This is a genomic window from Pantoea sp. X-Soil-ISGK-421 (genome assembly GCF_059730785.1).
Map to the genome: position 1 here is coordinate 2,955,483 of NZ_AP035979.1, position 24,059 is coordinate 2,979,541.

Annotated in this window: 18 protein-coding genes; 11 read left to right on the forward strand and 7 right to left on the reverse strand. The window is 53.4% G+C overall.

Annotated elements, in window-relative coordinates; all coding sequences use genetic code 11:
* Positions 1 to 5: 5 nt before the first annotated feature.
* Positions 6 to 1,604 carry a phosphate ABC transporter permease PstA gene (gene pstA / locus AC6I8K_RS13765; RefSeq protein ID WP_497826907.1) on the reverse strand — a complete coding sequence of 533 codons (1,599 nt, stop codon included), beginning with the start codon at positions 1,602 to 1,604 and terminating at the stop codon, positions 6 to 8.
* Positions 1,601 to 3,694, reverse strand: coding sequence for an ABC transporter permease subunit (locus AC6I8K_RS13770; protein WP_497826908.1), 2,094 nt, complete (start codon positions 3,692 to 3,694; stop codon positions 1,601 to 1,603). The genes pstA and AC6I8K_RS13770 overlap by 4 nt, the downstream gene beginning before the upstream one ends.
* A 182-nt stretch (positions 3,695 to 3,876) precedes the next feature.
* Between AC6I8K_RS13770 and ppk1 the strand changes: the two genes are divergently transcribed.
* The 5 genes from ppk1 (at position 3,877) to mgtE (ending at position 9,992) form a co-directional block, all read left to right on the forward strand.
* Positions 3,877 to 5,937, forward strand: coding sequence for a polyphosphate kinase 1 (gene ppk1, locus AC6I8K_RS13775; RefSeq protein ID WP_064739535.1), 2,061 nt, complete (start codon positions 3,877 to 3,879; stop codon positions 5,935 to 5,937).
* 5 nt (positions 5,938 to 5,942) lie between these two features.
* Positions 5,943 to 7,469: an exopolyphosphatase gene (gene ppx / locus AC6I8K_RS13780; protein ID WP_497826909.1), complete on the forward strand. Its 1,527-nt coding sequence runs from the start codon at positions 5,943 to 5,945 to the stop codon at positions 7,467 to 7,469.
* A 26-nt stretch (positions 7,470 to 7,495) separates the two neighbouring features.
* Positions 7,496 to 8,095 carry a tellurite resistance methyltransferase TehB gene (tehB, locus tag AC6I8K_RS13785; protein WP_483815959.1) on the forward strand — a complete coding sequence of 200 codons (600 nt, stop codon included), beginning with the start codon at positions 7,496 to 7,498 and terminating at the stop codon, positions 8,093 to 8,095.
* 154 nt (positions 8,096 to 8,249) lie between these two features.
* Entirely contained in the window at positions 8,250 to 8,435 is a 186-nt protein-coding gene (locus AC6I8K_RS13790) for a YfgG family protein (protein WP_064739538.1), read from the forward strand.
* 123 nt (positions 8,436 to 8,558) lie between these two features.
* Complete coding sequence (gene mgtE, locus AC6I8K_RS13795) at positions 8,559 to 9,992, forward strand: magnesium transporter (RefSeq protein ID WP_064739539.1); 1,434 nt, start codon at positions 8,559 to 8,561, stop codon at positions 9,990 to 9,992.
* On the opposite strand, the gene AC6I8K_RS13800 is transcribed toward mgtE, so the two are convergent.
* The gene (locus tag AC6I8K_RS13800; RefSeq protein WP_064739540.1) at positions 9,989 to 10,489 is read right to left on the reverse strand and encodes a helix-turn-helix transcriptional regulator; all 501 of its coding nucleotides are present in this window, start codon (positions 10,487 to 10,489) and stop codon (positions 9,989 to 9,991) included. The two genes, mgtE and AC6I8K_RS13800, sit on opposite strands and share 4 nt — an antisense overlap.
* Positions 10,490 to 10,976: 487 nt before the next feature.
* Here AC6I8K_RS13800 and AC6I8K_RS13805 point away from each other — a divergent pair, with 487 nt between their 5' ends.
* Complete coding sequence (locus AC6I8K_RS13805; protein WP_008108319.1) at positions 10,977 to 11,156, forward strand: GDFGVC terminal motif YodC-like protein; 180 nt, start codon at positions 10,977 to 10,979, stop codon at positions 11,154 to 11,156.
* Positions 11,157 to 11,183: 27 nt separating this feature from the next.
* Here AC6I8K_RS13805 and AC6I8K_RS13810 read toward each other — a convergent pair whose 3' ends face one another.
* Positions 11,184 to 11,960 carry a DUF3750 domain-containing protein gene (locus tag AC6I8K_RS13810; protein WP_483815960.1) on the reverse strand — a complete coding sequence of 259 codons (777 nt, stop codon included), beginning with the start codon at positions 11,958 to 11,960 and terminating at the stop codon, positions 11,184 to 11,186.
* 380 nt (positions 11,961 to 12,340) lie between these two features.
* Here AC6I8K_RS13810 and AC6I8K_RS13815 point away from each other — a divergent pair, with 380 nt between their 5' ends.
* A complete protein-coding gene (locus tag AC6I8K_RS13815; RefSeq protein ID WP_497826910.1) occupies positions 12,341 to 14,941 on the forward strand; it encodes a bifunctional diguanylate cyclase/phosphodiesterase in 2,601 nt (866 codons plus the stop codon).
* Between the two features lie 99 nt (positions 14,942 to 15,040).
* On the opposite strand, the gene guaA is transcribed toward AC6I8K_RS13815, so the two are convergent.
* Both guaA and guaB read right to left on the reverse strand, forming a co-directional pair.
* The gene (gene guaA / locus AC6I8K_RS13820; RefSeq protein ID WP_064739543.1) at positions 15,041 to 16,621 is read right to left on the reverse strand and encodes a glutamine-hydrolyzing GMP synthase; all 1,581 of its coding nucleotides are present in this window, start codon (positions 16,619 to 16,621) and stop codon (positions 15,041 to 15,043) included.
* A gap of 72 nt (positions 16,622 to 16,693) precedes the next feature.
* Entirely contained in the window at positions 16,694 to 18,160 is a 1,467-nt protein-coding gene (gene guaB, locus AC6I8K_RS13825) for an IMP dehydrogenase (RefSeq protein ID WP_008108316.1), read from the reverse strand.
* A gap of 169 nt (positions 18,161 to 18,329) precedes the next feature.
* Between guaB and xseA the strand changes: the two genes are divergently transcribed.
* The 4 genes from xseA to AC6I8K_RS13845 all read left to right on the forward strand — a co-directional run bounded on the left by xseA (position 18,330) and on the right by AC6I8K_RS13845 (position 21,377).
* Positions 18,330 to 19,700, forward strand: coding sequence for an exodeoxyribonuclease VII large subunit (gene xseA / locus AC6I8K_RS13830; protein ID WP_497826911.1), 1,371 nt, complete (start codon positions 18,330 to 18,332; stop codon positions 19,698 to 19,700).
* 54 nt (positions 19,701 to 19,754) lie between these two features.
* Entirely contained in the window at positions 19,755 to 20,780 is a 1,026-nt protein-coding gene (locus tag AC6I8K_RS13835; RefSeq protein ID WP_497826912.1) for a M4 family metallopeptidase, read from the forward strand.
* Positions 20,765 to 21,091, forward strand: a complete 327-nt coding sequence (locus AC6I8K_RS13840; protein WP_064739546.1) for a protealysin inhibitor emfourin — start codon at positions 20,765 to 20,767, stop codon at positions 21,089 to 21,091. The genes AC6I8K_RS13835 and AC6I8K_RS13840 overlap by 16 nt, the downstream gene beginning before the upstream one ends.
* Positions 21,092 to 21,194: 103 nt before the next feature.
* Positions 21,195 to 21,377: a con-10 family general stress protein gene (locus tag AC6I8K_RS13845; protein ID WP_045814915.1), complete on the forward strand. Its 183-nt coding sequence runs from the start codon at positions 21,195 to 21,197 to the stop codon at positions 21,375 to 21,377.
* Between the two features lie 87 nt (positions 21,378 to 21,464).
* On the opposite strand, the gene AC6I8K_RS13850 is transcribed toward AC6I8K_RS13845, so the two are convergent.
* On the reverse strand, positions 21,465 to 23,903 hold the full coding sequence (locus AC6I8K_RS13850; protein ID WP_064739547.1) for a glucose/quinate/shikimate family membrane-bound PQQ-dependent dehydrogenase: 2,439 nt from the start codon (positions 23,901 to 23,903) through the stop codon (positions 21,465 to 21,467).
* Positions 23,904 to 24,059 lie beyond the last annotated feature (156 nt).

The window sequence follows — 24,059 nt, forward strand, 5'->3', positions numbered from 1 at the left end:
CCTTTTTAGTGCGTCATAAGCCGGTAACGCTCACGCAGTCGATGGCGCAGTGCCATCGCCAGCAGATTGAGCGACAGGATGATCACCACCAGCAACAAGGCGGTGGCGTAAACCAGCGGTCGATCAGCATCAATGTTGGGGCTCTGGAAAGCCAAATCGTAGATCTGAAAACCGAGGTGCATAAATTTGCGATCAAGGTGCAGATAAGGGAAGACCGCGTCAACCGGCAGTTCCGGTACCATTTTCACCACACCCACCAACATTAGCGGCGCAGTTTCACCAGCAGCACGCGCCACCGCCAGAATCAAGCCGGTCAGCATTGCCGGTACCGCCAGCGGCAGCACCACGCGCCACAGCGTTTCCGCCTGGGTTGCGCCCAGCGCCAGCGATCCCTGACGCAGATTATCCGGAATCCGTGATAATCCCTCTTCGGTGGCAACGATCACCACCGGCAGCGTGAGCAGCGCCAGCGTTAACGCCGCCCACAGCAAGCCCGGCGTGCCAAAGGTGGGATTGGGTAAGGTGCGGGAGAAGAATAGCTGATCGAGGGTGCCGCCAATCAGCCAGACAAAGAAACCGAGGCCAAACACGCCGTAGACAATCGATGGCACCCCCGCGAGATTCACCACCGCAATGCGCACCAGCCGCGTCAGCGCATTGCGCCCAGCATATTCGTGCAGCCACACCGCAGCGATGACGCCGAGCGGCATGACGATAATCGACATCAACAGCACCATCAGCACGGTGCCAAAAATTGCCGGAAACGCACCGCTTTCACCGCCACCAGACGTCGGGGAGTCGCTGATGAATTGCCAAATCTGGCTGAAGAAGTGCAGCGTTTTATTGGTCAACGTCATGGTATTCGGATACCACGCTGCAACGACTTGCGCCAACGGGATGATGTGATCCACGCCGTTCACATCGCGCAACACCAGCGTATCGCGCTGACTTTCGTGTTGCAGATGCGTTAACTGCTGCGCCAGCGCATTGAAGCGCCGCTGTAGTGCCGTGCGATTGGCCTCAAACTCAGACTGCATTTCCAGGCTAAAGGTACCGTCACGCTGCTGCTCATCGGCCTGCTGCTTCAGACTTTCCAGTTGTGCATTAAGGCGCGCCATCTCAATGCGGCGGATTTTACTCGCCTGCCGCAGTTGCTCATGTACCTGCTGCAAACGCTGATGTAGCAAGGCATCGCGGCTGTGCGCTGTCATCACTTCATTATCCTGGCGCAGCTCCACCAGCCAGCCATAGGCATTGCCGCCGTTGCGACGCTGCAGCACCAACACATCAATAGGACGACGGGTTTTCGCTTCGCCCTGGCTGTAAAGCACGCGAAAATCGGGCGCGGCAAAATCGCGGTTGCCGGTTTTCACCACATAGCGCCACTGCTCGCCCTGCTGCTGTTTGTCCAGCGTTTCGCCCAATACCATCAGCGCATTGCCTTCCGGCGGCTGGAACTGATATTGATCGACCGGCTGCGGCCAAAAGGCGCGCACGCCCTGCCAGCCCAGCAGGCCAATCAGCAAGGTAAACGCCAGCAGGCACACCGCGACAGCCCCGGCGGTGAGCCAGCGCCAGCGATCATTTTGTTTCATCGCCGTCATCCGTGCCCCTCATGCTGGGTATAGCGTTGACGCAGGCGCTGACGAATCAACTCGGCGATGGTGTTGATCACTAACGTAAATATCAACAGTAACAACGCACTGAGGAACAGAATGCGGTAATGTGCGCTGCCTGCTGCGGCTTCGGGCATCTCAATGGCGATGTTGGCGGAGAGCGCACGCAGTCCAGCAAATAAGCCGCCTTCGCTGACGGGCGTGTTGCCGGTCGCCATCAGTACAATCATTGTCTCGCCGACTGCGCGACCAAAGCCAATCATCAATGCAGCAAAGATGCCCGCCGATGCACCCGGCAGCACTACGCGCGTTAGGGTTTGCCACGGCGTGGCACCCAGCGCCAGCGAGCCCTGCCCGAGCGCGCCGGGTACGCTGAACAACGCATCTTCCGATAAGGTGAAAATCAGCGGAATCAGCGCGAACCCCATCGCCAGCGCGGCCACCAGCAGGTTGCGCTGTTCGTAATGCGCTAAACGCTCGCCCATCTCCGGCCAAAACAGCGTCGGCAGCCACAGCGTCAGTAACGTCACGACTAACAGCACAGGCAGCAGCAGAATCACTTCAAAACCGGGACGTCGCCAGCTGGCAGGCAAACGCGGGCTCAGCACGCCACACAGTAATAATGTGGCGGCGAGGACAGGCGGCAGGAGCAAAACGCCGACCAGCGAGGTGCTGATATGTGGCGCCAGCCAAACGCCCGCGATTAAACCAATGACCACGCTTGGCAGCGCGCCCATCATTTCGATGGCGGGTTTAACCCAGCGACGTAAACCTGGCGACATAAACCACGCGGTGTACATCGCAGCGGCCAGCGCCAGCGGCGTGGCAAACAATAACGCCAGACTGGCGGCTTTCAGCGTGCCGAGCACCAGCGGCATTAAACTGAACTTGGCTTGATAGCTGTCGCCCGCCGCCGTGGATTGCCAGACCCAATCAGCCTGCGGATAATTTTCGTACCAGATTTTCTGCCACAGGTTGCGCCAGGTAAAATCCGGCCACGGATTATCCAGCGCGAACTGTTGCCATTGTCCCGCGCGTTCGACGATCAAAGCATCACCGCGCGGCGCGAACGCCAGCGCCTGAATGCCCGGCGCCAGCTGACGCGTTAAGATCGCGCCCTGCTGCTTGCTGGCAAACAGCTGAACAGTGCCCTGCTCATCGTAAGTCGCAAACACGCGGCGCTGCGATTCTGGCGTAATGCCGCGCGCATGCTGGCTGCCGTTGAAGGTATGAATCTGTTGCAGACGCGGCCCTTTATCACTGGCGATAGCAAACCATTGATGTACGCCCTGCGCATCCTGAACTAACAACGTTCGTCCGCCGGCCAGCATATGCAGGCTTTGCGGCACCAGGTTGAGGGTTTGCGTTTCGCGTAACTGCGCGCCATCCGGCGTGATGTGCCACACGCGCAGCAAGCGCCCACTGCTGGCGTAGAGTAAGGTGCCGTCCGGCGACAACAGCAGATGATCGGCCTGCTGCTGTGTTAACAGGATCTGATTCACTTTTTGTTGATTTTGCAGCGTCAGCAGGCTGATACCCGCTGCGGTTTGCGCGGCAATCAGCCATTGATGGTCGCTGAGTGAGGTCAACGCCATGTTACTGACCGGACCTTGCGGTAAGCGCAGCGGACGATCGCCCAGCGGGAAACGCCATTCGCCGCTGCCGTTGCGGATATCCGGTTGCATTAATAGCAGTTCGCCCTGCATATTGAGCAGCACGCTGCGGTTATCGCTGCTGACGCTGGCTGCATCGGGCTTACCATTCAGCGCCAGTGCGGGTGCGGCAGGTTGGCCATCCAGCGGAATAAAGCGTGCTTCGTTGCGGCTAATGCGCCAGCCCAGATGACCGTCGCTGCCCATCGCCAGCATTGGGGCTTTGTCCCACAGCTGAATAGGGGTGGTGGCCTGCATACCCGGCGCGCTAAACAGCGGTAATACCACCCAAATCAGCCAGAAGAAAAGCAGTAACATCAGCAACAAAATTCCCACGCCGCAAGCCGTGACGATACGGCGCACTAAATTATCAGTGGCGCGTCGACGACGGTCGCTAAAGTGGACGGGAATTCGATTTATGCTCATGCAGGCCAGGTTACCGATGGAAACAAGTCGCTATGTTGCCCGTAGCTGATTGATAAGACAACCTTTGACGTTGGACAAGCCTGCCATACTCTCGCCATAATGGTGGTGGACACTGAGCGGTAACGCATTTTTGCGCCTTTTCCGCCGGACATTCCGTCCAGCAACAGCATCACGGAGTCAGAATGGGTCAGGATAAGCTGTATATAGAAAAAGAATTAAGCTGGTTAAGCTTCAATGAACGTGTGTTACAGGAAGCCTCGGATAAAAGTAATCCGCTGATTGAGCGTATGCGCTTCCTGGGAATTTATTCCAATAACCTCGAAGAGTTCTATAAAGTCCGCTTTGCCGATCTTAAACGGCGAATTCTGATCATCGAAGAGCAAGGAAAACCGACTTCTCTGCGTCATCTGTTAAAGAAAATTCAGCTGCGCGTACAGAAATCGGATCAAGAGTTTGATGCACTCTACAACGATCTGCTGCTGGAAATGGCGCGTAATCAGATCTTCCTGATTAACGAACGCCAGTTGTCACCGAATCAGCAAGAGTGGCTGCGTTATTACTTCAAACATCAATTACGCCAGCACGTTACGCCAATTCTGATCAACCATGATACTGACCTGATTGAATTCCTTAAAGACGATTACACCTATCTGGCGGTGGAGATCATTCGCGGCGACGATATTCGTTATGCGCTGCTGGAGATCCCGTCGGATAAGGTACCGCGCTTTATTAACTTGCCCGCTGAATCACCGCGCCGCCGCAAACCAATGATTCTGTTGGACAACATTCTGCGCTATTGCCTTGATGAAATTTTCAAAGGCTTCTTCGATTACGATACGCTGAATGCCTATTCAATGAAGATGACGCGCGACGCCGAATACGATTTGGTGACGGAGATGGAATCGAGCCTGCTGGAGCTGATGTCGTCGAGCCTGAAGCAGCGTCTCAATGCTGAGCCCGTTCGTTTCGTTTATCAGCGCGATATGCCTGATGCGATGGTGGAAATGCTGCGCCATAAGCTGTCGATCTCGAACTACGATTCGATTGTGCCAGGCGGCCGCTATCATAACTTCAAAGATTTCATCGGTTTCCCGAACGTGGGTAAAAGCAATCTGGAAAACCGTCCGCTGCCGCAGATTCGCCACATCGGTTTTGACGGCTTCCGCAACGGTTTTGACGCCATCCGTAATCGCGATGTGTTGCTCTATTACCCGTATCACACCTTTGAGCATGTGCTGGAGCTGCTGCGTCAGGCCTCGTTCGACCCGAACGTGCTGGCGATTAAGATCAACATTTACCGCGTGGCGAAAAACTCGCGCATCATGGATGCGATGATTCACGCCGCCTATAACGGTAAGAAAGTCACGGTGGTGGTTGAACTGCAGGCGCGCTTCGATGAAGAGGCCAACATCCGCTGGGCGAAACGCCTGACCGAAGCGGGCGTACATGTAATCTTCTCCGCGCCGGGTCTGAAAATTCACGCCAAGCTGTTCCTGATTTCGCGCCGTGAAGGCGAAGAAGTGGTGCGTTATGCGCATATCGGCACCGGGAACTTCAACGAAAAAACCGCGCGCATTTATACTGACTATTCATTGCTGACCGCTGATGCGCGTATCACCAATGAAGTGCGGCGCGTGTTCAACTTTATTGAGAATCCCTATCGCCCAGTGACCTTCGAACATCTGCTGGTTTCACCGCAGAACTCGCGCGACGTGTTGTATCGGTTTATTGATGCGGAGATTGCCAACGCGCAGCAAGGCAATCCTGCAGGAATCACTCTGAAGATCAATAATCTGGTGGATAACGGATTAGTTGATCGTTTGTATGCCGCCTCATCGGCAGGCGTAAAAGTGAATCTGCTGGTGCGCGGCATGTGTTCGCTCATTCCTGATTTGCCGGGCATCAGTGAAAATATTCGCATTACCAGCATCGTTGACCGCTATCTCGAGCACGACCGCGTCTATATTTTTGAGAACGGCGGCGAGAAAAAGGTGTTCCTCTCCTCCGCGGACTGGATGACGCGAAACATTGATCACCGCATTGAAGTTGCCGTAGCGATTCTTGATCCCCGCGTGAAGCAACGCATACTGGACATCATCGCCATTCTGTTTAGTGATACGGTGAAAGCCCGCATCGTCGACAAAGAGCTGAGTAATCGTTATGTGCCGCGCGGCAACCGTAAAAAGGTGCGTTCGCAGCTGGCCATTTACGACTACATCAAGAAACTGGAACAACCCGAATAACGCCTATGCCAATCTCACATAAAAGTACGCCGAAACCTCAAGAGTTCGCGGCAATCGACCTCGGCTCGAACAGCTTCCATATGGTCATTGCCCGCGTGGTGGATGGCGCTTTGCAAGTGCTGGGACGCCTGAAACAGCGTGTGCATCTGGCCGATGGGCTGGATGCACAGAATCGTCTGAGCGAAGACGCGTTTGAGCGCGGGCTGAGCTGTCTGGCGTTGTTCGCCGAACGTTTGCAGGGCTTTAGTCCCGCCAACGTCACCATCGTCGGCACGCACACCCTGCGCATCGCCAGCAACGCAGAAGAGTTCCTGCAGCGCGCCGCCGAGGTGATTCCCTATCCGATCGAAGTGATTTCCGGCAACGAAGAAGCGCGTCTGATTTTCATGGGCGTGGAGCATACTCAGCCGGAAAAAGGTCGCAAACTGGTGATTGATATTGGCGGCGGCTCAACCGAGCTGGTGATTGGTGAAGATTTTGAGCCGCAGCTAGTGGAAAGCCGCCGTATGGGCTGCGTCAGCTTCGCCAATCTCTTCTTCCCGAAAGGCGATATCACGCCAGAAAACTTCCGCCGTGCGCGCCTCTCCGCAGCGCAGAAGCTCGAAACCATGGCGTGGCAATATCGTCTGCACGGTTGGCAATATGCGCTGGGCGCATCGGGCTCTATCAAAGCGGCCTGTGAAGTGCTGCTGGCGATGGGTGAAAAAGAGAAGCTGATTACGCCAGAAACGCTGGAACTGCTTACCACCGAAGTACTGAAGCACAAATCCTTCAACGCGCTGAGCCTGCCGGGCTTGTCGGAAGAGCGTAAAGCGGTGTTTGTACCCGGCTTAGCGATTTTGTGTGGCGTGTTTGATGCGTTAGCGATTCGCGAGCTGCGCCTCTCTGACGGCGCACTGCGTGAGGGCGTGCTGTATGAGATGGAAGGCCGCTTCCGCCATCAGGACATCCGCAGCCGCACCGCGCAAAGCCTGGCAAATCACTACGCGATTGACAGCGATCAGGCACGTCGCGTGCTGGAAACCACGGAGAAGCTCTATCTGCAGTGGCAGGAGCAAAATCCGAAACAAGCCAATCCGCAGCTGTCGGCGCTGCTGAAGTGGGCGGCGCTGCTGCACGAAGTGGGATTGACCATCAATCACAGCGGCATGCAGCGCCATTCGGCCTACATCCTGCAAAACTCCAACATGCCGGGCTTTAATCAGGATCAACAGATGCTGTTGGCCACGCTGGTACGTTATCACCGCAAAGCGGTGAAACAGGATGAGATGCCCCGTTTCACCTTGTTTAAAAAGAAACAGTTTCTGCCGATGGTGTTCCTGCTGCGTCTTGGCACGCTGCTGAATAATCAGCGCCAGGCGACCACCAAACCGGATTCGCTCAAGCTCAGCACCGACGACGGCCATTGGACGCTGACCTTTCCGGCCGGCTTCCTGAGCCAGAATACGCTGGTGCAGTTGGATCTCGAGCGCGAGCAAGCCTACTGGAATGATGTCACCGGCTGGAAACTGATGCTGGAAGAAGAGGAGTAAAGCGGGCAGCGGCCCGCAATCTGGTTATGACTACACGCCCCGATAATTATTACGCTGAAAAGTACGGTCTCACGCCGACACATTCTGAAGTGCTAGCCGCCCTTCCTCATCTTGAGGCGGGGAAAGCGCTGGATTTGGGCTGTGGCCAGGGCCGCAACAGCCTGTTTCTCAATCAGCATGGTTTTGACGTTACGGCATGGGACAGCAATCCAGTCAGTCTTGAGCGCCTGAACAGCATCATCGCGGAAGAGGCTCTGCAGAACATTCACACCGAGCTGTGCGATCTCAACAACGTACGGTTTAACGGCGGCTATCAGTTTGTGCTGTCGACGGTGGTGATGATGTTTCTGCAGCCGGCAACCATCCCGCAGCTGATTGCCGATATGCAGGCCAGCACGCGCAAATACGGCTATAACCTGATTGTGGCGGCGATGGACACCGACGATTATCCCAATACGCAAAACTTCCCGTTTGCGTTTAAATCCGGTGAGCTCAGCCACTATTACCGCAACTGGCATATCGTGAAGTACAACGAAGATGTCGGTGAACTGCATCGTCGTGATGAAAACGGTAACCGCATCAAATACCGTTTCGCTACGCTGCTGGCGCAGAAAGCCAGCTATTAAGCGAATGGCCGCTATTGGCGGCCGTTACTTTGTTTGATAGCCATCAATATGTCGCCTCTTTTTTGCTCATTTTTCACACAGCGATTGCTTTAGCGATCTAAGTATGACTAAATATTGCTTCCGCCCAACCGGGTAATTACAGGAACCACGCCGCGTGAACAGCGCCATTTCTGCACGAAGACGTCCCAAAACCAGCACCATGACCCGCGTTGTTTTACTGGTCAGTTTTTTAATTTTGTTTGGCCGCCTGCTTTTCATCATTCCCGGCGCCATTGAGCATCATCAGCAAAAGAGTGCCATACCTGCACCGGTCACGCTAAGCACCAGTGATTCGCGCTAACGACCTTTCGCGTCTCCTGTCGCTGCTAAAAACATTATCCTTTGAGACAATGCTGCTTTTTACGTCCTGTTACCCGCAACGCGCTACACTGTGAGCTGACTTTACAGACACAAGGAACGCGTTATGTCTGCTTCGCATTCACAAAAATTAGCTGAAACCCGCCATCACATTCTTAATCTGCTGCTAAATGAGCATGATCTGGTTGATGTCCTGCTGGAAAAATCCGTCGACCTCAATGCGGCCGAACTGCGCGACATTACCGACTGGCGTCAAGAATTAGAGAGTGAACTGCTGCAATTACACGCCGCGGATTTAGCCGATATTCTTGAAGCCCTGCCAGAAGAAGAGCGTCAGGCGCTGTGGCGTTTAGTGCCAACGGCACAGCGCGGTCACGTGTTGGTTGAGGCTTCAGAAACCGTTTGGGCCAGCCTGACGGAAGAAATGTCTGATCGCGATATTCTGCATGCCATTGAGCCGCTGGATATCGACGATCAGGTATATCTGGCGCGCTATTTGCCGCGCGATCTCACCGGACGTCTGCTCACCACCCTTGAACCGAGTCTTCGCGCCCGCCTGCTGAGCGTGATCGAGCTGGATCGCGATCGTGTCGGGCAGATCATGGATTTCAACATCCTGACAGTGCGATCTGACGTTACCTTAGCCACGGTGCAACGCTATCTGCGCAAAGGCAAAAAAATGCCGAATGGCACCGATAAGATTTTTATCACTGACGAGCAGAATCAGCTGCTAGGCGAGTTAACGCTCACCGATATTCTCTTGAACAAACCCAAGATGATGGTTGCCGAAGTGATGAATTCGCATCCCACCACCTTTCAGCTCAACGATAAAGCGGAAGACGCTGCCAGCGCATTCGAACGTTATAACCTGATCTCCGCTGCGGTTACCGATGCACAAGGCAAGCTGATTGGCCGTATCACCATTGAAGACGTGGTCGATTTGGTGAACGAAGAGAATGAGAGCAACATTCGTAAAATGGGGGGTATCAGCCAGGGCGAAGACGTGTTTGCGCCAGTGCGCAAAGCGGTTGGCAAACGCTGGGCCTGGCTGGCGGTTAACTTGTGTACCGCTTTTGTCGCTTCGCGCGTGATTGGCTTATTCGAAGCCACCATATCGCAGCTGGTTGCGCTTGCGGCACTGATGCCAATCGTCGCGGGCATCGGTGGCAATACCGGTAATCAAACCATCACCATGATTGTGCGCGCGCTGGCGCTGCATCAGGTTGAGCCGGGTAACTTTTCGTTCCTGATTATGCGCGAACTCGGCGTGGCATTGATTAACGGCTTGTTCTGGGGCGGCATTATGGGCGGCGTCACATGGCTGATGTACGACAATTTGCAACTGGGCGGCGTGATGATGTTGGCGATGGTGTTAAATCTGCTGCTGGCCGCGCTGATGGGCGTACTGATCCCTTTAATCATGACCAGGATGAAACGCGATCCTGCCGTTGGCTCTAGTGTATTGATTACCGCGATTACCGATACCGGTGGATTCTTTATCTTCCTCGGTCTGGCGACGATATTTTTACTACACCACTAAGGCTTTAAACAGTGTGCGTAACGTTGCAGCATCTGCTGTAAATTGAGTTGCAACGTTGCGCGCGCCAGTTCACTCAATGCTGGATTGACCCGCGTTGAACCACGCTGATTTAACCACTCCAGCACATCGATCAAATGCCATAACGCTGTTTTTCCATCATGTATCGGACGCGGAAACTGCGGGCTGTGGCTGAGCATCAGCTTGCGCATATTCTGCCGCGAAACCCCTATTAACTCTGCGATATCCGTCAGCCCAACTAAGTCCGGCGCGGCTTCAATCAGTTCAGCATCGGGCAAGGCCTGAAAAACATCGTCTAACGCGCTGCGCACCGCTTCCGGTGCAGTAATGGCTTCGCGACTGAATGTCATGCTTATTTTTCCCGCCACGCCCGCGCCAATAAGCGCATCAGTGCAGCCATTTCCACCAAGTCGCTCAAGTGCTTCATTGGCGCAAATCTCATCATTGAGTTGAAATCGCAGCGTAAACTCAAATTCCATGTTCTGTTCCTCGTCACTTAACCCGCTTAGGGCTTCTACTGCAGTTATCCACCACACGCCGCAAAAGCATGGCATGCATTTCGGGGTTTTTCGGCGTACTCCAGATGCAGGTAATGCAGTAATCTCCACATCGACACTCGGCTGAGTTGTCCGGACAATACATCTTTCCCCACGCATGATGGCCGCCAACAGCAACTCGCCACCCTTTAGCTTCTGCATATCGCAAAGCTTCTTCTACCGCTTTATGCGGATGCCGCTTCCTGTCTGACATCGCTGGCTACCTTATGCTTACCGCAATGAGTTGTCAACTGACAACCCCTGTGTATTTCGCTACTATTTCACCGGCGGTAGGTTTAGAAAATAACCAGAACGGTCTCAACGCGGCACGCTTTAATCGCGTGCTGGAAACCAGCGCACAAATTCCAGCGCACACGCCGTGACGAACATATAAACTCTGTAAATATCACTGACCTGACGGAGAAGAAGCATGTTTAACGTGGATGATTTTGTACAGTCGAAGACCGGTGGCCCAAAGATGCAGGTGCTGCGCGTGGAAGGCGATATGTTGTGGTGCGCTCGCGTTGACGATCACATCAAGCGAGAAATTGAAGTCAGAGCCGATACCGTGAATCTGTATCACGAAGACGGCGATTTTGGCGTCTGCTAAAAAAAAGGCCCCAAATCGGGGCCATTTTTATGGATTGTCTCGCTGTACATTGTTCTGCCCAATGCCGCCGATAAATGGCAGACGCAGCCTGAAGGGGGTGAAATCCAGTCCCATATTCAGACCCAGCACATTCACTTCCACTCCCTCTTCCGCTCCCACCGTTACGCCCAGCACACCCAGCAGAGAAAGCTGTACGCCACGACCTGACGGCGGTAACCCCACCGGATTAAGCAGCGATCGATAGTCTTTGCCGAGCGCATTGGCCGGTAAATCCAATTTTAATGCTGGCACTTCACGACCAATATGCGCCATGAAGGTATTGCTGTTGGGGCCTGGCCAGGCGTGATACGTGGTTGGCCAGGGGTACGATTTGATTGCCGCTTCGATCTGCGGAATCAACGCTTGTGCTTCACTTCCACGATGATCGACCAGCAGGCGCGGCTTAGCACCGTACCAATAACCATCTGGTAGGTTGCTGTTACGACGCACTTTATCGCCGCTGCCCCAGCTGATCACTTCATAGCGGTTGTATCGGGTTTCACCGGCACGTTTGAAGATGATCCACGGATGCACCGCCACTGCGCCCTTCCAGCCATACGTTGGTGCGGCATACACCTGCACAATCGCTTCTGACGCATAACGCTGTGGATCAGGTGCGATGCCGGCAGAATCGCGCCGTGCAGATGCCCAGCCACCGCGTTCTGAGGTTAATTCGCCGCTGCGCGTTGCCTGCGCCAGACTGGCGCCTAACGAGAGCAAGATGATGCAAAGAAGGGAGATCAGTACAACTTTGAAAGGCAACATCGACGGCATCCTGATGAGTAAAAATCACGCACTATCTTGCAACGAAATGGGTGGGTTTGTATTCACCTGGTATGCTGTGATGCAGAAAATATCTAACCTTGCAGCCGACAGCCTCCTGAAGGCGATCATTTAGAAATAAAGATCACCCTATTTCCCTCCCCCTCAATTAGACAGTAGTGCAATAACGTTACGTCGAAGCAATCAGATTTCAGCGGCATAATATTAATATCGTTCTCATTATCATTATCATTAAAATAAAGCTAAAGAATTTACAATTACTGCCGAAAAATAGAAAGCCAGCAGTCCATTAACTGTAAAAAAATACATTTAATCCTTAGATGCGCTGCCACAATAACCAAAATAATCGGATAGCTAACATCATGTTCAAAACCAACGGGATAAAAATTAACAGTGGTGATGCCGCAAAAAAATTTGTAGTTAATTTTATTATCCTCCTGATAGTAATGTTTAGCTTGGCCATCAGCGCGATAATGTGGCTTGCCAATGAGCAGAACACCCATCAAATCAAACACAGCCAAACTGATGCGCAGCATGCGATAAACTCAGATATTGAAAAACTCACTACTGCGCTCAAAGATTACGCCTTTTGGGATGATGCCTATCGTTATGCTGGGCATAAAGACGTTGATGTGGACTGGGCATTCAACAGAGATAACATTGGCCCATCAATGTATATCAATTACTCACTGGAAGGTGTCTTCATTCTGAGTTCCGATCTGAAAACACGCTACTCTATCGTGAATGGTGTTATCAGTAATATACAGGCCGATAAATTTATTACTGGTGATATTAAAAAGCTGTATAAGGAAGCACGTGATAAAGGTGAAAATGAACAGGCAGTACATGGTTTCTATTTGATTCATGGACAGCCTGCAATTGTTTATGCTGCACTCATTAAACCAGGCAAACTACCTAAAGGTGAAACAATTGATAACCTTCCTATCCTTCTGTTTGCAGATATTTTAGATCCTGTAAAACTGGCAAAAATAGGAAGCGACTTTGAATTAAGCAACTTACATACAGATATCCTTATCAATAAAAACGCTTCACCACCTTCAATTATATTGCAATCCGATCTGGGCACAAAATTTCGTCTCCTGTGGACAACATCAACACCAGGCAATGATCTTCTTAAAGTCGTTCTTCCCTTGTTCTTAATAACTGCAGCCATATTTAGTCTGTTTGTTTTTCTTTTACTTCGCCGGGCTGTATTAGTGGCTAAGTTAATCGACGAAAGTCAGGCCGCGCTGGCTATTAGCGAAGAGCGTTTTAAATCTGTCGCTGAAGCAGCATCAGATTGGATATGGGAAACCGACAGTGACGGTATCATTTTATACCTGTCCGAACGATTCACAGGTGTGGTTCACTTTCCAACAGAGTATTGGATTGGGAAAAAATTTACCCACTTGATTAGTTATAGCATTGTCGATTTCAAAGAAAAAGTTAATGAAAATTCACATAAAGCCTCAGAAAGAAAAATTCTTTCTGGTGAATATATAGACGGATTAAGCCGTAAGCGCTATTGCAATATCTCTGTACGACCTATTTTCTCGCATAACCGCATTATCGGATATCGTGGAACGGTTTCGGATGAAACCGCAGAAATAGAAGCGAAAGCTCACATAGAGCACATGTCGCAGCATGACTCATTGACCGGACTGGCGAACAGACATTATCTGCATAATTATATGATTGAGAAGCTAGAGGGAAAAGCATCCAACTCGCCACCTATTTATGTTTTAAGTTTGGACTTAGACCGTTTCAAACCTGTCAACGATACCTTAGGGCACTCTGCGGGTGATACCGTGCTTTGCGAAGTTGCATTACGCTTAAAAAATTGTGTTCGTGATAACGATCTCGTTGTTAGACTCGGCGGCGATGAATTTTTAATCGTCACTCAGAATCAACTTAAAGACCAGGATGTTACAACGCTGTGCAGTAGAATTTGCGCCGCTGTCAATCATCCTTTTGTCATTGGCGAGCACGAAATATCGCTGGGCGTAAGCATTGGTATCGTTAGTGCAACCCATAATCAGCAAACCGTTGAAGAGTTGATCCGATTCGCTGATATCGCACTCTATGAAGCAAAATCTGCTGGACGAAATAATTGGCAGTTTTATGTGGAAGAGATGAACGAGCGCGTTCAACAAAAAAGGCAGATGGAAACCGACTTACGTACCGCTATTCGCCAGGAAGAGTTTTTCCTTGAATTTCAACCTCGCTTTAAAATTAATGAAAATACGCTGTGTGGAGCAGAGGCGCTGGTCCGGTGGAATCATCCTGTAAAAGGTCAGTTCAGCCCTGAGCATTTTATACCGATTGCCGAACAAACGGGCCTGATAGTCCAGTTAAGCGACTGGGTTCTTGATAAAGCCTGTAGAACGGCGCTTACATGGCCTGAGACATTATTTGTTTCCGTTAATTTATCACCGGTTGAATTCGAGCGAGGGGATATTATTGCCAGAATTAACACGGTATTACACAACACCGGGCTCGCCCCTCAGCGATTGGAATTGGAAATTACTGAATCAGTTCTGTTGGACGATGCGGCGAAAGTATTGACTATTATGTCGAGTCTTAAAAAAATCGGCGTGCGGTTAAGCATGGATGATTTTGGCACGGGATATTCATCACTTAGCTATTTGAGAAAATTTCCTTTCGATGGCATTAAAATAGACAGAAGCTTTATTGCTGACTTATTAGGATGCGATGCCAGTCAGGCGATCATTGAGTCTATTGTCGGTTTAGGACGTGCGCTTTCGATGACAGTAACCGCAGAAGGTGTAGAAACCGCTTATCAATTTGATGAATTGCTCAGCGTGAAATGCGATCAGGCGCAAGGTTATTTCCTTGGAAAACCGATGACGGAAAGGCTTTTTTGGCAAAATTGCATCTCAGAGAAGCCGCAGTTACTTCCGCCCAAGCCAATAAGCATGCATGGAGGCTTACATCCGCTCTAACGCCTATCTTTTACTGTGAGCTCACCACAAAAAAGCCCGCGAATGTGCGGGCTTAAAGCGACGGTTGCTAAAGGATTTTACTCTAAGCGAACAGCTCGATTATTCCCACTCGATCGTCGCAGGTGGTTTACCCGAAATATCATAAACCACGCGGGAAATGCCGTTCACTTCGTTGATGATGCGGTTTGAGACGCGGCCAAGGAAATCATACGGCAGGTGCGCCCAGTGCGCGGTCATGAAATCGATGGTTTCCACTGCTCGCAGTGAAACCACCCAATCGTATTTACGACCGTCGCCCATCACGCCGACAGAACGGACTGGCAGGAACACGGTGAACGCCTGGCTGACTTTATTGTAGAGGTCAGCTTTATGCAGCTCTTCGATGAAGATGGCATCAGCACGGCGCAGCAGGTCGCAATACTCTTTCTTCACTTCGCCCAACACGCGTACGCCCAAACCTGGACCCGGGAACGGGTGGCGATACAGCATGTCGTACGGCAGGCCGAGTTCCAGACCGATTTTACGCACTTCGTCTTTGAACAGCTCTTTCAGCGGCTCAACCAGGCCCATCTTCATCTCTTTTGGCAAACCGCCCACGTTGTGGTGCGATTTGATCACGTGCGCTTTGCCGGTGGCAGAAGCAGCTGATTCGATCACGTCAGGATAGATGGTGCCCTGGGCCAGCCACTTCACGTCTTCCAGACGCAGTGCCTGCTCGTCGAACACTTCAACAAATACGCGGCCGATGATTTTACGCTTCGCTTCAGGATCGTTTTCGCCCGCCAGCGCATCAAGGAAACGCGCTTCAGCCGCAACGTGCACGATGTTCAGACCAAAGTGGTCGCCGAACATGTCGAGCACCTGCTCCGCTTCATTCAGACGCAGCAGACCGTTGTCGACAAACACGCAGGTCAAACGCTCACCAATGGCGCGGTGCAGCAGCATCGCAGTCACAGAGGAGTCTACGCCGCCTGAGAGGCCGAGGATCACTTTGTCGTCGCCAACCTGCTGACGAATACGCTCAACCGCATCTTCAATGATTTTGGCTGGCGTCCACAGCGCTTCACAGCCGCAGATGTCACGGATAAAACGCTCCAGCATACGCAGGCCCTGACGGGTATGCGTCACTTCTGGGTGGAACTGCACGCCGTAGAATTTTTTCTCTTCGTTAGCCATGATGGCGAACGGACAGGTTTCGGTGCTGGCAACGGTTTCAAAACCGGCTGGGATGGCGGTGACTTTGTCGCCGTGGCTCATCCATACGTCCAGCAGCGGTTTACCTGCTGCGCTAATCGCATCTTCAATGTCACGCACCAGCGCGCTTTGGGTCAGCACTTCTACCTGCGCATAGCCAAATTCACGCTCGTTAGAGCCTTCAACCTTGCCGCCCAGCTGCATCGCCATGGTCTGCATACCGTAGCAAACGCCCAACACGGGCACGCCCGCGTTGAACACGTATTCCGGCGCACGCGGGCTGTTCAGCTCGGTGGTGCTTTCCGGACCGCCAGAGAGAATGATGCCGTTCGGATTGAACTGGCGGATTTGCTCTTCGGTGACATCCCACGCCCAAAGTTCGCAGTAGACGCCCAGCTCACGCACGCGGCGCGCAACCAGCTGCGTATACTGAGAACCAAAATCGAGGATCAAAATACGATGTTTATGAATATTTTCAGTCGTCATTGAGGCGTTTCCATTGGGATGGACTTAATAATAAAAGCGCCCGGCGAGTGCCGGGCGCTAAATTTTACGGGATTACGAACCCATGCGGTAGTTTGGTGACTCTTTGGTGATGGTCACGTCATGCACGTGGCTTTCATTGATGCCCGCGCCGCTGATACGCACGAACTCTGCTTTAGTACGCAGATCGTCGATGGTCGGACAACCGGTCAGGCCCATGCAAGAACGCAGGCCGCCCATCTGCTGGTGCACGATCTCTTTCAGACGGCCTTTATAGGCAACGCGGCCTTCGATACCTTCCGGTACCAGTTTGTCAGCGGCGTTATCGCTCTGGAAGTAACGGTCTGAAGAGCCTTTGGACATCGCGCCCAGAGAACCCATGCCGCGGTAAGATTTGAACGAACGGCCTTGATACAGCTCGATTTCGCCCGGCGATTCTTCGGTACCGGCCAGCATTGAGCCCACCATTACGGCTGCTGCACCTGCAGCAATCGCTTTAGCGATGTCCCCTGAGAAGCGGATACCGCCATCAGCGATAACCGGGATACCGGTGCCTTCCAGCGCGGCAACCGCGTCAGAGACCGCAGTGATCTGTGGAACACCGACGCCGGTAACGATACGCGTGGTACAGATTGAGCCAGGACCGATACCCACTTTCACCGCGCTCACGCCGGCCTGCGCCAGCGCCAGTGCGCCTGCACCGGTGGCGACGTTGCCGCCGATGATTTCCAGGTTCGGGTATTTTGCACGGGTTTCACGAATACGCTGCAGCACGCCTTCAGAATGACCGTGTGACGAGTCAATCAGCAGCACATCAACACCGGCAGCCACCAGCGCATCTACGCGCTCTTCGTTGCCTGCGCCCGCACCAACCGCAGCGCCTACGCGCAGACGGCCTTCGGCATCTTTACAGGCATTAGGTTTACGTTCGGCTTTCTGGAAATCTTTAACGGTGATCATGCCCAGCAGGTGGAAGCTGTCATCAACAACCAGCGCTTTTTCAACACGCTTTTCGTGCATTTTGTGCAGCACAACTTCACGAGCTTCACCCTCTTTGACTGTTACCAGGCGCTCTTTCGGTGTCATCACCGCAGAAACAGGCAACGTCAGGTCGGTCACAAAACGCACGTCGCGGCCCGTGATGATGCCTACCAGTTCGTTTTCGGTGTTGACCACTGGGTAACCGGCAAAGCCGTTACGCTCGGTCAGCTCTTTTACGGCGGCCAGCGCGGTGGTTGGCAGCACGGTCTGCGGATCGGTAACGACACCGCTTTCGTGTTTTTTCACCTTACGAACTTCGTCCGCCTGGCGCTCAATTGACATGTTTTTGTGAATAAAGCCCAAACCCCCTTCCTGCGCCAGCGCAATCGCCAGACCGGCTTCGGTCACGGTGTCCATAGCAGCGGAGAGCATCGGGATGTTCAGACGGATGTTTTTCGTCAGTTGAGTGCTGAGATCAGCGGTGTTGGGTAAGACAGTGGAGTGAGCGGGAACGAGCAGAACGTCGTCAAATGTGAGGGCTTCTTTAGCGATTCTTAGCATTGCAATATCTCCACCTGGGGGCGATTAAAACAGATAAAATATTGCCGCGGCATTATACAGGCCGAAACCGATTGCCTCCAGTGTTTTTTCAGAAAAAGTCTTGATCCTCAGGGCAAGCAATGTAGTATCAGTTGATTAACCCTCTGATTTAAAATTTGATCTACATCACATGTCGCTACCGCCAACCGCCAATATTTTTACTGTCAGCCGCCTGAACACCACGGTGCGCCAACTGCTGGAAAATGAGATGGGCCTGGTGTGGCTCAGCGCTGAAATTTCAAATTTCACTCAGCCTTCTTCCGGCCATTGGTACTTCACGTTGAAGGATGACGGTGCACAAGTACGCTGCGCGATGTTCCGCAATAGCAATCGTCGCGTCACCTTCCGTCCTCAGCACGGCCAGCAGGTTTTAGTGCGCGCCAGCATCACGCTGTATGAACCGCGCGGTGATTATCAGCTGATTATCGAAAGCATGCATCCAGCCGGTGAAGGCTTGCTGCAACAGCAATTCGAACAGCTGAAAGCGCGTTTAGCAGCGGAAGGCTTGTTCGATCAGCAGTTCAAACAGCCGCTACCCGATCCGGCGCGTCAGGTGGGGGTGATTACCTCTGCCACCGGTGCCGCGCTGCATGACGTGTTGCGGGTGCTGCATCGACGCGATCCGTCATTGCCGGTAATTATCTATCCTACGGCGGTGCAAGGCGTGGATGCGCCTGCTGGCATTGTGCGTGCCATTGAGCTGGCCAACCAGCGTGATGAGTGTGACGTGCTGATTGTCGGCCGTGGCGGCGGTTCGCTGGAAGATTTGTGGAGCTTCAATGACGAGCGCGTGGCGCGGGCGATTTTTGCCAGCCGCCTGCCGATCGTCAGCGCCGTTGGGCACGAAACCGATGTCACCATCGCCGATTTTGTTGCGGACTTACGCGCGCCAACGCCTTCTGCCGCGGCAGAACTGGTGAGTCGTAATCAGCTGGAATTGTTGCGCCGTTTGCAGTCACAGCAGCAGCGCATGGAGATGGCGATGGATTTCTATCTGGCACAGCAACAGCGTCGCTTCACCCGCATTCAGCACCGTTTACAGCAGCAGCATCCGCAACTCCGTCTGGCGTGTCAGCAAACTGCGCTGTTCCAGCTGCAGCGTCGCCTTGGCGAAGCGATGGACCAGCGCATGCGTACCGCCAATCGTCAGCAGGATCGCCTGCTACAACGCCTTAATGCGCAGCAACCGCAGGGACGGATTCTGCGCGCTCAGCAGCAGCTCCAGCAGTGGCATTATCGTCTGCAGCAGGGCATGGAAAAGCAGCTCAATCACAACCGTCAGCGCTTTGGCAACCTGGCCGCGCAGCTGGAAGGCGTGAGTCCTTTGGCGACGCTGGCGCGTGGATTCAGCGTAACAACGGATACGCAGGGCCAGGTGGTGAAAAAAACTCAGCAGCTGAGCAAAGGCGATCTGTTGCGTACCCGGTTGGATGATGGCTGGGTGGAAAGCCAGGTTACCGCGCTTGAACCGCAGAAATCCCGGAGCCGTAAAGCGCGTTGATAGTATGAAAACTATACTTTCTGGCACATTCACTAAGAAGCCAGGGAGTTTGGTATGCCTTTTAGCGTAATTCCTCCATACATGCTGCGTAACATCATCGATAACTGCTCCGGTGCGCAGCAAGACTATGCGCGCCGCACCCTCACCCACGTTCAGCAACTGATGGCTGAACATAATCATCAAACCACCAACGCCGACACCGCCAAGCCAGGCATCGTACAGCGCGCTATCTACGACGCCGAGGGCACGCAAAATCTGCCCGGCACGTTAATCCGCGAGGAAGGCCAGCCCGGAAACGGCGACGTCGCGGCCGAAGAAGCATGGAACTATCTCGGCATTACCTACGATTTCTTCTGGCAAACCTATCAGCGCAATTCCCTCGATAACAAAGGCCTCAAGCTCGATGGCACCGTGCATTACGGTAAGGAATACCAGAATGCCTTCTGGAACGGCCAGCAGATGGTATTTGGCGACGGTGACGGCCAGATTTTCAATCGCTTCACCATCGCGCTGGATGTTGTCGCGCACGAACTGACGCACGGCATAACGGAAACCGAAGCCGGACTGATCTACTTCCAGCAGGCAGGCGCGCTGAACGAATCGATGTCTGATGTTTTTGGCTCACTGGTGAAGCAGTTTCATCTTAAGCAGAGCGCCGATCAGGCTGACTGGATCATCGGTGAAGGTTTGCTGGCGGGCGGGATCAATGGCCGCGGGTTGCGCTCAATGTCGTCACCCGGTACCGCTTATGACGATCCGGTGCTGGGCAAAGATCCACAACCCGCCGATATGGATCACTATATCGAAACGCGTGAGGATAACGGCGGCGTGCATCTCAACTCCGGCATTCCTAATCGCGCCTTCTATCTCGCTGCTAAAGCGTTGGGCGGCTTCGCGTGGGAACTGGCGGGTCAAGCCTGGTATGACACGCTGTGCGACAAAACGCTGCCGCAGGATGCCGATTTCAGCACCTTTGCGCGCTTTACCGTGCAGCACGCCAATCAACGGTTTAATCAATCAGTGGCGGAAAAAATTCAATCCGCCTGGCAGCAGGTGGGCGTAACGTGGACATTCAACTGACCGACGATGCCATCATTGAGCTGGCACGTGAAGGCGGTATCGCCTTTATACCCAAGCTGCGCGGTGAGCGGCGTTTTACCCTGGCGGACTTGCCCGAGCCGCAAAAACAGCGCGTCTGCCAGGTGCTGGAACAGGCCATGCCGCTCGGCGAACCGGAAGATCAAGCGGCAAACATGGGACGTGGCGATCAACGCTATTACCGCATTCAAATCACCTACGCCACACATCGTGAGGCTGGGACACTGGTGATATTAATTCCAGAACAACTGGCACCACCCGAGCTGCAATCACTATGGCGCGACGGCGAATAGGTTATCAGAGATCTCTCAAGGCATAGCGTAACTGACTGACTATACTCATTATGTGGCTAGCTAGTCCACGTCGAAGAAAACACCCTTAGATGAGGTCTCTGCTATGACACAAAAAAAGCAACGAGGTGGTGCCGGGAACTTTGCAGAGGACCCGGAGCGCGCCAGGGAAGCAGGTAGCGCTGGCGGCAAAGTCAGCGGGGGTAATTTCAGAAACGATCCTGAAAGAGCCAGGGAAGCTGGAAGAAAAGGAGGTCAAAAAAGCCGCCGCCCTTCCAAGCAGCAGTAATTAAGGTGCCTTAAAGGAAGAGATGTGCCACGGAAGGTTTTAAAAAAAAGGCCGACATCATGATGTCGGCCTTTCTCATAGTTGAACTTACTTGCTGTCTGGCAGCGCGTAAGCAATCACGTAATCACCACGGTCTGGTGACTGACGGGCGCCACCTGCGGAGATCAGGATGTACTGTTTGCCGGTTTTCGGCGAAACGTAGCTGATTGGACCGCCCTGGCTGCCGACTGGCAGACGTGCTTTCCACACTTCTTTACCGGTTGAGCTATCGAAAGCGCGCAGATAGTAATCCTGCGTACCCGCGATGAACACCAGACCACCCTGCGTAGCCAGTGTGCCACCTAAGGTCGGCATACCAATTGGCATCTTCGCGCGCATCTTGATACCAAATGGACCGGTATCTTCGACGGTACCCACCGGCACCTGCCACACGATCTGACGGGTTTTCATATCAATTGCCGACAGCGTACCGAACGGTGGAGCCTGGCATGGAATGCCCAGCGGTGACATGAAGCGGTTTTTATTTACCGCATACGGTGTGCCTTTCAGCGGAACCGCGCCCATACCGGTGTTGATCGCTTCGCCACCGTTGCTGGCTGCGGTCTTGCTGGTGTCTTGTGGAATCATCTGTACCCACAGGCCCAGACGCATATCGTTGACGAACATATATTGATTGTTCGGGTCAAACGAGATACCGCCCCAGTTCATACCGCCCAGTGAACCCGGGAAGCTGAGGGATTTATCGGTGTCCGGTACAGTAAACAGACCATCGTAACGCATGCCTTTAAAGGCAATACGGCACGCCAGTTGGTCGAACGGCGTTGCACCCCACATATCAGACTCAGACATTTTCTGATTGCCGATGTTTGGCATTTCTACCGAATGCGGCTGCGTTTTGGTGTACTGCTCGTTCGGGATGTGACCCTGCGGCATCGGCAGCTCTTCAACTTTGGTCAAAGGCTTGCCGGTCAGGCGGTCCAGCACCCAAATCATGCCGGTTTTTGCCCCGATAACAACGGCTGGCTTGTTGGTGCCATCCTTCATCGGGAAGTCTACCAGGCTTGGCTGCATTGGCAGATCAAAGTCCCACAGATCGTTATGCACGGTCTGATAAACCCATTTCTGTTTACCGGTAGTCGCATCCAGGGCCAGGATTGAGGCGCCGTAAGTGTGATCCAGTTTGGTACGGTTCGCACCCCACAGATCCACTGACGAGCTACCCATTGGCAGGAACACGGTGTTCATCGCCGGATCGTAAGACATTGGTGCCCACGAGTTCGGTGTGCTGCGGGTGTAATCTTTGCCCGGCATCAAAATCGCATTGGGATCGTCATTGCCTGGGTCAAACGCCCAACGCATCTGACCGGTGATCACGTCAAAACCACGCAGCACGCCGCCAGGCATATCGGTTTGGACGTTATCCGCAACGCGACCGCCCACCACCACGGTGGTACCGGCCATCGCGGGAGGTGAAGTCAGCTGATATTGCGGATCGGGCGCATTGCCCAGGCCGGCTTTCAGGTCAACCACACCGTGCGTACCGAAGGTGTCGCACAGCTCACCGTTGTCGGCGTTAATAGCAATCAGACGCGCATCAATTGTGTTCATCAGAATACGACGCTGACAAGTATCACCCGCAGGCAGCACAGCGGCAGTGACCGGCGTTGAACCCGGCTGCGTTGGCTGCTGCAGCGGTTTAGTCGCATCGAAATAGGCTAAGCCACGGCAGCGGTTCCACACTTCGGCCTGCGCGTTGATTTCGCGTTTCCAGATTTCCTTACCGCTGTCTGCTGCAACCGCAATCACATTGTTGTGCGGGGTGCACAGGAATAGCGTGTTACCCACCTGCAATGGGGTTTGCTGATCTTCCGCGCCGTTACCGGTTGGGCTGATCGGCGTATCGCCAGTGTGGAAAGTCCAGGCGACCTGCAAGTCTTTCACGTTATCGCGGGTAATCTGATCGATGGCAGCGAAGCGGTCGCCACCCGGCGTACGGCCGTAGCTGCTCCAGTCTTGCTGAGGTTTTGATTTATCGACCGGAATCAGCGGCAGCTGTTTACCGTCAAACGCAACGGAAGGATGCGGCTGGAACATCTGCACGAAGGTGGCCACCATGCCAACCACGATAACCGCAGACAGCGCATAAGAGACTTTCGCCAGAGAGCTTTTGCCTTCGCTTTTACGCAGGGCTGGCCAGGTGAGGAACGCAAACAGCATCAAGCCCGCTGGCACCATCAAGCGCGATACCAACGGCCAGAAATGCAAGCCCGCATCAAACAGTGACCAAATCAGCGTGCCAGCAAACACCAGAATAAACAGGGTGACGGCGGATGATTTGCGACGGAAGAACTGAATGGCCGACAGCAGCATGACGATACCGGCGATAAGGAAGTACCAGCTGCCGCCCAGCGCGACCAGCTTGCCGCCGCCGATAGCGAAGAACAAGCCGATTGCCAGCAGGACCAAGCCAAACAGTACGGACCAGATGCTCAGCCCTTTGCCGGGACGAGCGGAATTTTCTGCCATAACAAAAACTCTCCTGAAAAAATAAAGCGCTGGTGCCGATAAATCTGTGGCAGCCGATGACAAGGCCCCAGCCGAAGCGGGGGACAGGAACAATTTCGTTACGCTTTATTTTATATCTATTGGTACGGGTGCAATGCCCGTGATTCGGCGCTTGTG